The 13597-nt window shown below is 45.2% G+C and carries 10 protein-coding genes; 1 reads left to right on the plus strand and 9 read right to left on the minus strand.

Features of this window, described 5'->3' with window-relative positions; translation table 11 throughout:
* Positions 1–14: 14 nt before the first annotated feature.
* The 3 genes from DKB62_RS02775 to DKB62_RS02785 are packed head-to-tail and all read right to left on the minus strand — an operon-like array spanning position 15 to position 3449.
* Positions 15–1328 (minus strand): nickel pincer cofactor-dependent isomerase, group 22, encoded by a 1314-nt coding sequence (locus tag DKB62_RS02775; RefSeq protein ID WP_107196798.1) that lies wholly within the window; start codon positions 1326–1328, stop codon positions 15–17.
* 23 nt (positions 1329–1351) lie between these two features.
* Positions 1352–2245, minus strand: a complete 894-nt coding sequence (locus tag DKB62_RS02780; protein WP_107196799.1) for a dihydrodipicolinate synthase family protein — start codon at positions 2243–2245, stop codon at positions 1352–1354.
* Positions 2246–2273: 28 nt separating this feature from the next.
* Positions 2274–3449 (minus strand): UxaA family hydrolase, encoded by a 1176-nt coding sequence (locus DKB62_RS02785; protein WP_269148085.1) that lies wholly within the window; start codon positions 3447–3449, stop codon positions 2274–2276.
* A gap of 72 nt (positions 3450–3521) precedes the next feature.
* Here DKB62_RS02785 and DKB62_RS02790 point away from each other — a divergent pair, with 72 nt between their 5' ends.
* Positions 3522–4511 (plus strand): IS30 family transposase, encoded by a 990-nt coding sequence (locus DKB62_RS02790; protein ID WP_107196804.1) that lies wholly within the window; start codon positions 3522–3524, stop codon positions 4509–4511.
* A gap of 37 nt (positions 4512–4548) precedes the next feature.
* On the opposite strand, the gene DKB62_RS02795 is transcribed toward DKB62_RS02790, so the two are convergent.
* The 6 genes from DKB62_RS02795 to nifJ all read right to left on the minus strand — a co-directional run bounded on the left by DKB62_RS02795 (position 4549) and on the right by nifJ (position 13493).
* A complete protein-coding gene (locus DKB62_RS02795) occupies positions 4549–4833 on the minus strand; it encodes a UxaA family hydrolase (RefSeq protein WP_107196459.1) in 285 nt (94 codons plus the stop codon).
* A 96-nt stretch (positions 4834–4929) separates the two neighbouring features.
* The gene (locus DKB62_RS02800; protein ID WP_095629409.1) at positions 4930–6216 is read right to left on the minus strand and encodes an MFS transporter; all 1287 of its coding nucleotides are present in this window, start codon (positions 6214–6216) and stop codon (positions 4930–4932) included.
* 22 nt (positions 6217–6238) lie between these two features.
* The gene (ilvD, locus tag DKB62_RS02805; protein WP_095629420.1) at positions 6239–7927 is read right to left on the minus strand and encodes a dihydroxy-acid dehydratase; all 1689 of its coding nucleotides are present in this window, start codon (positions 7925–7927) and stop codon (positions 6239–6241) included.
* Between the two features lie 306 nt (positions 7928–8233).
* On the minus strand, positions 8234–8650 hold the full coding sequence (locus DKB62_RS02810; RefSeq protein ID WP_095629410.1) for a MaoC family dehydratase: 417 nt from the start codon (positions 8648–8650) through the stop codon (positions 8234–8236).
* 54 nt (positions 8651–8704) lie between these two features.
* Positions 8705–9844 (minus strand): acyl-CoA dehydrogenase, encoded by a 1140-nt coding sequence (locus DKB62_RS02815; protein ID WP_095629411.1) that lies wholly within the window; start codon positions 9842–9844, stop codon positions 8705–8707.
* A gap of 127 nt (positions 9845–9971) precedes the next feature.
* The gene (nifJ, locus tag DKB62_RS02820) at positions 9972–13493 is read right to left on the minus strand and encodes a pyruvate:ferredoxin (flavodoxin) oxidoreductase (RefSeq protein ID WP_107196458.1); all 3522 of its coding nucleotides are present in this window, start codon (positions 13491–13493) and stop codon (positions 9972–9974) included.
* Positions 13494–13597 lie beyond the last annotated feature (104 nt).

Raw genomic sequence — 13597 nt, forward strand, 5'->3', positions numbered from 1 at the left:
CTCCATTCAAGCGTTTAGAATAAATTGCCATTTTCATCAAACTGCATAGGAGCTACTTCCCCTATGATTTCCATATTAGGATTAGCTTCTACTTCCGGAATCAAGACTTCAGAAACTTCAATTTCCTCAATTTCCATTGTATTCTTAATACGAATAATGCGAGGTTGAAGTTTATCAGCACCTGCACAGGTTTTAACAGCAGCTTGTACAGCCAATCTGTCATTAGGAGTCCAGAACGGAATTTTAACCATTTCAAGAAGAGTAGAGGTAATAGCATTAGGATAAGCCATTTCATTTATGATCTTATCTACACACCGCTGTGTCGTGACATCTGCTAAACCTAAACCATTCGCATTACCATGAGTTTCTTCCGTTAAATCAAGAACTACAACACGTTTTGCTTTGAAATTACCAATACGCGGTTCAGAGCCATCAGCACCGCGAGGAACACCCGTTTCACGAGGCAAAGTACCGGAAACATTCGGGTCCATGCCATCACCGCTGATATTTTTGCCAATTTCATCAACAATGAGAACATCAGCATTGTCAATAAGAATATGTCCCATTATTTTCTTGGCTTCCAAAAGAAGACTCGGCTCTTGTTCAATAATTTCATCAGGTGTAAGTGCTGTTAATTTATAGGTCTGATCAAATGCGTTTTCAATGGTGCCGATGCCACAAATAATAGGCGCATTCTTTAAAATAACTTTACCGTATCGCTGCAGATTTTCAGCCATTTTAGGGAAGCCCTGTTCATGAACGCCTTCTGCACCATGCTGCTTACCCATGCCGATAACAGCCATTTTCATGAGGCCGCTTTCATACGGACCTACAAACTGCGTATGAGCTTTAATGCGGCCAACCATAATAATGCCGTCGGCTTCCGAAGCATATTTATCGATAAATACAGGCCGTCCATCATCAGTAACGCCAATCTGCTTCGTTTCCATCGATGCTTTGATAGGACATCCCATGGCTTCTTCCGTAATACCATACCCATTAACGATTTCAAGCTGACCTTCCGGAGTTGCACCGCCATGACTGCCCATAGCAGGAAATACAAAGGGGCTTCCGCCTTTTTGTTTTACATAGTCAACAACAGCTTTAATGATGATATCAATGTTCGCAACACCGCGGCTGCCGCAGGTAATGGCAATCGACATTCCCGATTTGATCTGAGATGCTATGATATCCCGATCTAATTCCTTCCAAATAACTTGCGGAATGTCTTCAGGCGCAATATACGAAGGATCAAAATGCTGTTTTACCTTTACCATTTTGGGAATCGCAATATCCTGGCACAAATTTGCAATAATGTTAGCATCCATTTTGCTCTCTCCTTTCAAAATAATTATTTTAAGCCATTATCTTGTAAAATTTTCTCTACTTGCTGAACTTGCTCCGCCGTAATCGGATTAAATTCAAGACAATGCGTAGAAATATTCAATCCTCGCAGAGACATTGCCGTCTTTACTGCAGGAAGGAATGGCTCGTTAATCGTATAGAAATTCATCAATGAATTAATAATTTTTTGGTATTTTTCTATGTCTGCTACATTTCCATCATTAATAGCTTTTACCCAAGCCGAACATACTTCGGGAGCAATATTTGACAACCCGCCAATGCATCCATTTCCTCCGCTCAGCATTGTATGCATCAAGCTTTCATCAAATCCAGACATTACGATAAAGTCAGGGAACTCGCCTTTTGTCGCATTAATCAATGCTCTTGTATGTCCAAAGTTGTCAACCGTATCCTTATACCCTACAAGGTTCTTATGCTTGCGCAAAAGACGCAATGTAATTTCCGGAGTCAAATCATATCCAGAACCGCCGGGATAGTTATAGAGGAAAACATTGCCCTGAATCTGAGGAAGAATCTGGTCATAATACCATTCAATGTTTTGTGCTCCCAAGGTAAAGTAATAGGGCCCAATAATCATAACAGCATCGGCACCAGCTTGAAGAGCATAGTTAGATAATTCAACGGTTTCCTTCGGAGTCATGCAGCCTGTTCCTACTAAAAACTTTACTCTGTGATTGATACAAGAAACTGCCACATCAATCAGCTGCTTTCGTTGCTCCATAGACATAGCGAAAAATTCACCCGAACTGCCCATAACAACAATCCCATCTACGCCGCCTTTAATTAAATGTTCATACACGAGTTTATTACCACTGGCATCAACATTTCCATCTTGATCAAAAATAGTTACAACTGGCGAAAAATATTCGGCTTTTTTCATACAAGTTACGCTCCTCAACTTTCAGTTTTTAAACATAATTACATACACGAGCAATTGCTATTTCCATAAAACCTAGTGCTTCTGATTTTGTCTGCTTGCCATTAGCTACCTCAATCGTCAAATCAAGCAATTCTTTACCCAATTCTTCAATTGTTTTTTGTCCGTAAATTACAGGACTAGCATTGAAATCCATGTTATCTTCCATCTTCTCATACGTGAGCTTATTGCCAGTAAGTTTGATAACAGGACAAATAGGATTGCCCATGACATTTCCTCGTCCCGTTGTAAAGACAACAACTTGGCAGCCGCCTGCAACCATCCCCGCTACAGACGAAAAGTCATTTCCCGGCGTATCCATGATAACCAGGCCTTTTTCATCAATTTGTTTAGCATAATCATATACGGCATTGATTTCTCGGTGACCACCTTTATGAATACATCCTAAAGATTTTTCTTCCAATGTAGTCAAGCCGCCGGCTTTGTTACCTGGAGACGGATTGCCTTCCCGAACTTCTTCACCAACGAGCTGAAGCGCTTTTTCATAGCGATGAACAATTTCGAAAATACGATTACGAACCTCTTCATTCTTAGCACGTCGAGCCAAAATGTGTTCAGCCCCAATAAATTCTGTTGTTTCACTCAAAATAGAAGTAGAACCTAAATCAACCAAACGGTCGCTCAGATCACCAACTACCGGATTGGAAGCCAATCCCGACGTAGGGTCAGAGCCACCGCAGTTCGTACCTACAATTAAATGGGAAATATCAAATTCTTCCCGCTGAACCATGCTGGCTTCAATTACCATCTCTCTGGCATATCGTACAGCCTTTTCTACAGCCTTGATCGTTCCGCCAGATTCTTGAATGATAACCTGCTTAATAGGCTTATTTGTCCGTTCTTGAATGGCTTTGACAACCAAATCCATCTGACAGTTTTCACAACCTAACGATATAACAACAGTACCATAAATATTAGGATTAGCAGCGAAACCTGCCATTATATCCATTGTAAGCTGTTGGTCAGACGGAACTTGGGAACAGCCATTTTGATTATGAAAAGTGACTGTACCCTGAACCTGCTGAGAAACAATACGGGCTGTATCAGTTGCACAAACACTTGCCGGTAATACTAACACGTAATTGCGTACGCCAACGCGGCCATCCGGTCTTTTATATCCGGCGAATTTACAATACAAGTGCAACACCTATAAAAAATGACACATAGGTTTCTGATATAATAATGCTACCAAACAAAATCTATATCTCGGAGGAAACCTATGTGCCACTATCATCATCTTACTCTATCTGAACGAGAAAATCTACTCTTTTTTCGCGCGCAGTCCTATTCTATCTCTCGAATTGCGGCGGCCCTCGGCCGAGATAAATCCACGATCTCACGGGAACTACGCAGAAATACAGTGAACGGCAAGTATCTGCCCATCACCGCACAACAACAGTATGCCCGCCGCCGTAAGGCATGCAAGCCTCACAAGCGGTTAGAGAATGCCGAGCTATTCGCATTGGTTAAAAATCTCTTCCTGGTGCATCATTGGTCCCCAGAAGAAATTGCCGGACGCTTGCAGCTGGAACATCAGAAGGCACTCCTTAGCTATGCAACGATTTACCGCGCCATATATGCCGGTATGTTTGATGAAACGTCGTCCTCCCATGGGTCCCGCGGTGCGGTCCGCCGCTTGCGGCATCATGGAAAATCCCGGCATACCCGGCAATATCAGGAACGACGGGGTTCTATTCCCATCTCTCACGATATTTCGGAACGGCCAGCAGGAGCCGCTAACCGCTCCCGGCGAGGACATTGGGAATGTGATACCATAGCAGGAAAGACAGGAAAAGCCTGTCTGGTTACGTTGGTAGATAGAAAGAGCCGGTATCTGGTAGGAGGCAAAGCAGCCAAAAAGACAGCACAAGCCGTCAATACGGTATTGCTTCAGGTACTGCAAGGGCAACCTGTAAAAAGCCTTACGCCGGACAGAGGAAAAGAGTTCGCCCATCATGCCGCTGTCACGGAGGCCTTGAACGGCGTGCCGTTTTATTTCCCGCCGCCGCATCAGCCCTGGCAGCGGGGAAGCAACGAAAATACCAATGGCCTAGTCCGAGAGTATTTCCCGAAAGGGACGGACATCACACTCGTTCCAGAAGCCTATGTGCAAGCTGTTTTTGCAGAACTAAATCGCCGTCCCCGAAAATGTTTAGGATACAAAACGCCATACGAAGTACATTACTCTAAAAAGTTGCACTTAGCTTGACAATTCGCCCCTAAAAAGTTCATGTCATCTCCTCCTTTTAACCCAGATCTTCTCGAACATTTTTAACATTATGGACGTGAACATGTTCACCTTTTTTTACCAATCCGGCAGCATGTCCAATATGTTCTCCATATTTTACAATCGGTTCATCATCAGCAATATCCCGAATAGCAAATTTGTGGTAAATTTGAATGTCTTCAGCTGCAGTTAACTCGACAGCTTCCTTTTCAAAATTCAAATATGTAATGAGATCGCCTTTCTTGATCTGTTCAATTGCTACAGCAACATTGTCCTTTGGATCAATAATCATACCGTTAATCATGTCTTATTTCGCCTCCTATTTTATATCCATATACACATACAACAATTAGTATTCTATCCAAGACATCTGAAAAACGTCTTGGATAGAATATATTTTTTACGATTCCTGCTTTTTAAATGCTGCAAACAGTATCAAAGACAAAACACAACCTACTAAAACAGTGATCCCCATAAAGTAGAATCCACCGACAAAACTGCCTGTATAATCTTTTATCCAACCAATCGCAATAGGCGCAATAAATCCGCCCAAATTACCAATAGCATTGATAAAAGCAATACCAGTAGCCGCAGCACCACCTACAAGAAACATTGGCGGAATTGTCCAAAAAATAGGCATGCAACCATAGAAGCCAATAGCACTGATAGAGATGAGAGCAATAGAAACACCTAATCCACTATTCAGAGCACCGCAAATAACCAAACAACCACCAGCTAATATCATGGCTCCAATCATATGCCACTTACGTTCCATATGCTTGTCAGAACTCCAGCCAATTGCCAGCATACCAACAGCTGCAACCACAAAAGGAACAGCACTAATCAAGCCAATCGTTGTAGTAGCCAGATCTCCACCAAAAGACTTAACAATCTGTGGAAGCCACATATTTACACCAAATACACCAATAACCTGAGATACATAAATAATGGCCAAAATCCAAACCTTAGGATTCAGCATAGCTTGGAAAGTAGAAACCTTTTCTTTTGCTACAACTTGTTGCTTTTCTTTTTCCAATTCGTCAATCAAAAAATTTCTTTCTTCGGCAGTTAGCCAGTTAGCCTTTGAAGGATTATCAGTTAAATACGACAATGCAATCAAACCAACAATAACCGTTGGGGCACCTTCTAAAATGAACATCCATTGCCACCCTGCTACCCCCATCATTCCGTCTAACGTAAGCAGCCAACCAGATACTGTCGAACCAATCATCAAAGCTAATGGTTGAGCAAACATGAAACGAGACGTAATTGATCCTCTATATTCTGCTGGAAACCATTGTGTCAAATAAAAAATAACGCCTGGAAAAAAGCCAGCTTCTACCGCTCCAAGTAGAAAACGCACCACTAAAAATTGTGTTGTAGTTGTAATAAATGCCATGCTAGCAGAAATACAGCCCCATACAGCTAACAACAACCCCAACCAGATTCTTGCCCCATATTTATTTAACCCTAAATTACTAGGAACGCCAAAAATTAAATACCCAATAAATAATATACCAGCGCCATAACCAAAAGTAGTGGCAGTCAATCCAAGATCTCTATTCATCTCCAAAGCAGCAAACCCTAAGTTAACGCGGTCAATATAGTTAAGCAAATAACAAAGTACTAAAAAGGGAATTAAACGCCAGGTTACTTTTGTAAATACCCTCTGTTTCATTTCTTCCATTGGACTATGCCTCCATCAACATTTATAAATTTTTTAGCTTATCGTATTGAACAACTGCACCTTGTGCACCAGAACCAGCAATTTTGCAATATAAACCTAACCAACCTTTTTTGAACTTAGGTTCCGGCCTTTTCCACTCAGCCAACCGTTTCGTTATTTCTTCATCATTTACAAGAAGATTCAATGAGCGGTTTTCAACATCAATTTCAATACGATCACCATTTTTTACAATAGCAATAGGACCGCCTTCAGCAGCTTCTGGAGAAATATGTCCTACAAAACATCCATTATTTGTACCGCTAAAACGTCCATCTGTAATCAAAGCAGTTGTTTTAGCCAAACCTCTACCATATAAATACTTCATGGCCTTGAACATTTCGCGCATGCCTGGGCCGCCTTTAGGCCCTTCATAACGGATAACTACAACATGACCATCTCGAACCTTACCAGCTAAAATTGCTTCTTCAGCCGCTTCTTCAGAATCAAAACATATTGCTTCTCCTTCAAAATGCTGCAGGCTCTTATCAAACGCTCCTGGTTTTGTAATACCTGTATCCGGAGCCAAATTACCGCGAAGAACAGCCACTCCACCTTCATACCCAAAAGGTTCATCCATCGTTTTAATAATATTATTATTTTTAGGATACTGATATACGTGACTCTCTGTATTTTCCGCTACGGTATGAGCCGTAACTGTCATCGCATTCGTATAAATGATGGAACTCATTTCTTCAAGCAGTTTGCTGACCCCACCAGCTTGATAAAAATCAATCATGTTATATTCTGAAGCAGGATTAATCTTAGCTAACTGCGGCGTATGTCTAGATAATTCATCAAATTCCGACAAAACATCAATATCTAGCTCTGCTTCACGAGCAATAGCAGTTAAATGCATAACTGCATTGGTACTTCCACTCATGGCCAAACAAATTTTAATCGCATTGCGAATACTTTCATTTGTAATAACTTGCCGAGCAGTAATTCCTTTTTCAACAAGTTCCATGATTTTTATGCCGGTAGCTTCTGCAATAGATAATCTGGCAGCTGAATAAGCTGGAATAATACCTCCATCAGGCAAGGTCATACCTAACGCTTCGGAAAGTGCACACATCGTGTTTGCGGTTCCTAAATACGAACAAGAACCACATGTTGGACAGGATAAATTTTCTAATGTTCTATATTCTTTCTCTGTAATTCTATTAGCAGACAACATGCCATATGCTTCTGTACTTGAAGTCTGGTCAGATTTTCTGCCATCAAACACTATTCCACCTTCCATTGGTCCGCCAGGCAATAAAATGCAGGGAATATCTAAACGAGCTGCTGCCATCAACATGCCTGGAACAATCTTATCGCAGGAACCTAATAATACGAGTCCGTCGAATAAATTAATCTGAGCCATCGATTCAACAGAATTAGCTATCAGTTCTCGAGACGGCAAAATATAATGCATACCATCATGACCTTGCGCAAAACCGTCACAACCACCAATAACACCAAATTCAACAGGAGTACCTCCAGCTCGATAGATTCCATCTTTTACTCGTTGCGCCACCTGTCTCAAATTAAAATGTCCTGGAACACATTCACTCCATGCATTAGCTATACCAATAATTGGACGTTTTAAATCATCTGTAGAAAATCCCATTGATTTATACGTAGCACGATAATATTGGTTGTGCAATCCTTCGAGAATTTTTTCACTTCTCATCGTTTCAGACTCCTCCTTTTTTCTTAAATACGTATTATTTCGTATATTCGTCTTTATGCCACTAGTATATCACTTGAAGCACATTAATATCAATACATGGCTTCCAATATATTTTTTTAATATCGCATTTTAATTTTTAATACAAATAAATCATTAGTATACCAAACAATTACGATATTTAGTAATTTTAAAATCTAATTGTGTTAAAAATTATCACTAAAAAAGAAAAAACGAGCCCAATTATATATTTGAACTCGATTTTCCCCTTTCGGATACAGTATCAGCAACCCATTAATTCAGACATTGTTATTTTTTTAACATAACAGCCTTTCCGTCAGTTACAACAACGCCATCTTGATTTGTTACGACAGTACTCAAAATAAGACGGTGTTTTTCAGGAATCTTTTCGATGATAGTCGCCGTGCAGGTAATCGTGTCGCCGATGCGTACGGGAGCTTTGAATTTCAATTCTTGGGAGCAATAAATCGGCGTACCGCCGTGCATGGCTTTCGTCATCGTCGTCGAAATGATGCCAGCAGAAATCATGCCGTGGGCAATACGGCCCTTAAACATCGATTCTTTAGCGATTTGTTCGTTGACGTGCATGGGGTTGAAATCACCTGTAATACCAGCAAAGGCATATACGTCCGATTCACTGATTGTCTTGCCGAAGGTAGTCGTGTCGCCTACCTGCATTTCATCATACGTTAATTCTTCCTTCATGATGCATCACCTTTCTATCATACCATACAATGGCAACCATAAGCGCGGAATGGCTCACCGCAGCAAGCTGCCGGAAATGACCATGCGTTGTACCTGGTTCGTTCCTTCGTAAATCTGCGTAATCTTCGCGTTGCGCAGCAGCCGTTCTACCGGGTATTCGCGCGTGTAACCGTAGCCGCCGAAGATCTGTACGGCATCCGTAGCGATAGCCATGGCCGCATCGGAAGCGTACATCTTAGCCATAGCGGCTTCTTTAGAATAGGGAAGGCCTGCGCCTTTCAAATATGCAGCGCGGTACGTCAGCAGACGAGCGGCGTCGAGACGGGTCGCCATGTCAGCCAGCATAAAAGAAACGCCCTGGAACTTACTGATCGGTTTGCCGAACTGCGTCCGTTCTTTTGAGTATTGAACGGCCGCTTCCAGTGCCGCCTGAGCAATACCTAGAGCTTGAGCAGCTACGCCGATACGACCGCCATCTAAAGATGTCATGGCAATTTTAAAGCCCTTGCCTTCTTCGCCGAGAAGATTTTCTTTTGGTACAACGACGTCCTGGAATACTAATTCCATCGTCTGAGAACCATGAATACCCAATTTATGTTCCTTTTTGCCAAAAGTAAAGCCCGGCATGCCTTTTTCCAAAATGAAAGCGGAAATGCCTTTTGTACCCTGAGACTTATCGGTCATGGCAAATACGACGTAAATATCAGCGGCTCCGCCATTGGTAATAAATATTTTGCTGCCGTTCAGCACGTAGTGGTCACCGACTTTTTCAGCATGAGACTGCTGTTGTGCCGAATCGGTGCCGGCATTGGGTTCTGTCAAGCCGAAAGCGCCTAATTTCGTGCCTTCTGCCAAGGGAACCAAGTATTTTTGTTTTTGTTCTTCCGTGCCGTATGTAAAAATAGGCCATGCGCAAAGGGACACAGACGCAGCGTAGCTGCAGGCAATGGAATCATCTACGCGAGCCAATTCTTCATTTGCGAGAATATAGCTCATGTAGTCTCCGCCGCCTCCGCCGTATTCTTCCGGAAAGAAAATCCCCATTAAGCCCAATTCGCCGAGTTTATCGACGATGCTGCGGTCAAATACTTCTTCTTCGTCACGCTGGTGGACTGTCGGCGCAATTTCCTTTTCGGCAAAATCGCGGACCATTTTGGTTATCATTTTTTGTTCATCTGAAAGCTGGAACTCCATTATTCTGTTATCCCCTTTCTCCCTTAATGAATTTTGTTTATATAATCAAGTAATTAGAAGCTCTGCCGGTGCGAAAGATGGAGCGTTTATCATTGCGTGGACAGAGCTTCTTTTTACTTAATTACCCTTATTTGCCTGCCATTTTAGCGTATTTGGCATAGCGTTCCTTCGCTTCGCGGATCGTCTTTTCATACAATGCTTCTGCACGTTCCGGGAAGTTAATCTGCAAGCGGTTGTAACGGTTTTCACCGCGCAGGTATTCGACCATTTTGTCGGAATCCGGTTCCGGAGAATCAAGCTGGAACGGATTCTTGCCTTCTGCCGCCAAACGCGGATCGTAGCGATAGAGGTGCCAGTAGCCGCATTCTACGGCTTTCTTCATTTCAAGCTGCGTAGCGCCCATACCGGCCTTGATGCCGTGTTCGAGGCACGGGCAGTATGCGATGACGATGGACGGACCCGGATATGCTTCGGCTTCGCGGAGAGCGCGGAGCGTCTGCGCCTGGTTGTAGCCCATAGCGACCTGAGCAACGTATACGTAGCCGTAGGTCATGGCGATAGCGCCGAGGTCTTTCTTCTTGACCTGCTTGCCGCCGGCAGCGAATTTCGCTACGGCTGCCGTCGGAGTAGCCTTGGAAGACTGGCCGCCTGTATTGGAGTATACTTCCGTATCCATGACCAGGATGTTGACGTCGCGGTTCTGGGCAATGACGTGGTCAATACCGCCGAAGCCGATATCGTATGCCCAGCCGTCGCCGCCGAAGGCCCATACGGATTTCTTAGCCAGGTATTCTTTATTCTGAAGGACGAAGGCTACGTCTTCGTTCGCCGGAACCTGTTCCAATGCGGCGATGAGGGCGTCCGTCACTTCGCGGGACTTGTCGCCTTCGCGGTAGTGAGCCAGGTATTCGTCGATAGCTTCTACGGCGACATTCTGTTCCTTCAAGGCATTCAAATGGATGCGCAGTTCCTGCTGGATAACGTCCTGAGCGTGGAAGAAGCCGTAAGCAAATTCGGCGTTGTCTTCGAACAAGGACTGTTCCCAGCACGGGCCGAAGCCGCGGTTGTCCGTGCAGTACGGCGTCGTCGGCAAGGAGCCGCCGTATGCAGAGGAGCAGCCAGACGCATTGGCAACGTACATGCGGCTGCCGAAGAGCTGCGTAACCGTCTTGATGTACGTCGTTTCGGCGCAGCCTGCGCAGGCCGGCGAGAACTGGAAGTACGGTTTAGCAAACTGCAGTTCTTTGACGGTCTTGTCGCTGACAGCTTCCTTCTTGAGGTACTGTTCGTCCATGACGAAACGGTTGAAGTTATCCTGCTGGGCAGCTTCTTCTTCCATGGGAACCATCGTAAGAGCGCCCTTGTCTTTCAGCGGGCAGACGCTTACGCAGACGCCGCAGCCGAGGCAATCGTACGGCGAAACCTGGAGGCGGAAGTTGTAATCGGACAGCTTAGCGCCTTTCGCCTTAACCGTTACGAAGCTTTCCGGAGCGCCGGCCAATTCTTCATCCGTAAGGAGAACCGGGCGGATAGCTGCGTGGGGGCAGGCCATGGAGCAGCTGTTGCACTGCGCGCAGACTTCAGCATTCCAGTGGGGAACCTTGATGGCTACGCCGCGCTTGCTGTATTCCGTCGTGCCGAGAGGCCATGTGCCATCGAAGCAATCATGCTTCTTGAATACCGATACCGGAATAAAGTCGCCCTGCTGACGATTCATCGGTTCCACGATATCCTGAATGAATTCAGGCAAGTGGGACAGATCCTTCGGCGTATCGACAGCATTGGCCCAAGAAGCAGGAACTTCTACTTTTACGAGGCCTTCGATACCAGCGTCAACTGCTTTGTTGTTCTTGTCGACGATTTCCTGACCGCCTTTTTTGAAGTAGCTGTCATAGTTGCCTTGCTTCATCGCTTCCACAGCCATGTCGATAGGAATAACCTTGGTCAGTTCGAAGAACGCAGCCTGGAGAATCGTGTTGACACGTTCGCCCAAGCCGATTTCACCAGCTAATTTTGTAGCATCGATCGTGTAGAACTGAGCATGTTTATTGTACAAATCGCGTTTCATCTTGGCCGGCAGCTGCGTTTCCAACTCTTCCGCCGTCCAGGGACAGTTCAGGAGGTATACGCCGCCGTCTTTTAATTCAGCCGTCGTATCGTATTTATGAACGTATGTCGGAGCGTGGCAGCCTACGAAATCAGCCGAATCGACGAGGTACGTCGCATGGATGGGCTGATCGCCGAAGCGGAGGTGCGACTGGGTCAGGCCGCCGGTCTTCATGGAGTCGTAGGAGAAGTATGCCTGGGCATATTTGTCTGCCGTCAAGCCGATGATGGTAATGGCGTTTTTGTTTGCGCCAACCGTGCCGTCGCCGCCGAGGCCCCAGATCTTAGCAGCTGTCTGGCCTTCGTAGGACAATTTGATCGGTTCGTCTGTCAGGGACGTATTCGTTACGTCGTCTACGATGCCGATGGTGAAGTTGTTTTTCGGCTGAGCCTGTTCCAAGTTCGTGTATACAGCGGCGATCTGAGCCGGCGTCGTATCCTTGGAAGCCAAGCCGTAGCGGCCGCCGACAACGACGATATCGCCGCGGCCAGCCTGAATCAGGGCGCTCTGTACATCTAAGTACAGCGGTTCGCCGATGGAGCCCGATTCCTTCGTGCGGTCCAGTACGGCAACCTTTTTGCACGTAGCCGGAATAGCTTCGGTGAAGTGCTGTACGGAGAACGGACGATACAAGTGAACCTGTACCATGCCGACCTTCTTGCCCTGAGCGTTGAGGTAATCAACAGTGTCGCGGACCGTTTCCGCCGCCGAACACATGACGACTACAACTTCTTCCGCATCGGGAGCGCCGTAGTAGTTAAAGAGTTTATAATCGCGGCCTGTCAATTTATTGATTTCATCCATGTAATGCTGTACGACGCCGGGAATGGAAGCGATTTTTTCGTTCGCCCCTTCTTTGCACTGGAAGAAGATATCCGGATTGACCGTCGTGCCGCGTTCATAGGGATGTTCAGGATTCAAGGCGTTTTTGCGGAAGGCGTTCAGCTGATCGTAGTCGACGAGTTTTTTCAATTCGTCGTAGTCCAGCGCTTCGATGCGCTGCATTTCGTGAGATGTACGGAAGCCGTCGAACACGTGCATGAAGGCATAGCGTCCGCCGATTGCCGCTAAGTGCGACACGGCGCCCAAATCCATGACTTCCTGCGGCGACGAAGACATGATCATGCCGAAGCCGGTGGAACGGCAGGCCATGACGTCGGAGTGATCGCCGAAAATAGAAAGAGCGTGAGCGCTGACCGTACGGGCGGCAATGTGGAATACGCCCGGCAGGAATTCGCCGCCGATTTTGAACATCGGCGGAATCATGAGCAGCAAGCCCTGAGAAGCCGTGTAGGTTGTCGTCAGAGCGCCGGCCTGCAGCGAGCCGTGGCATGTGCCGGCCGCGCCTGCTTCAGACTGCATTTGAATAACATCAACCGTATTGCCAAAGATATTTTTCTTTCCCTTAGCAGCCCATTCGTCAACCTTTTCAGCCATAACTGACGACGGCGTAATGGGGAAAATGGCAGCTACTTCCGTAAAGGCATACGATGCATATGCGGCAGCAGTGTTGCCATCCATTACAACATAGTTTTTCTTCATGATGTAATAGTTCCTCCTTTTTCTAAATGACATGTAAAAACAAGTTCCGCATACAAAAACTTTAGTGAATTACTTTTCATTCAAGGCAATCATTTTTTCATTAG

The sequence above is a fragment of the Megasphaera stantonii genome (assembly GCF_003367905.1).
GTDB classification, from domain to species: domain Bacteria; phylum Bacillota; class Negativicutes; order Veillonellales; family Megasphaeraceae; genus Megasphaera; species Megasphaera stantonii.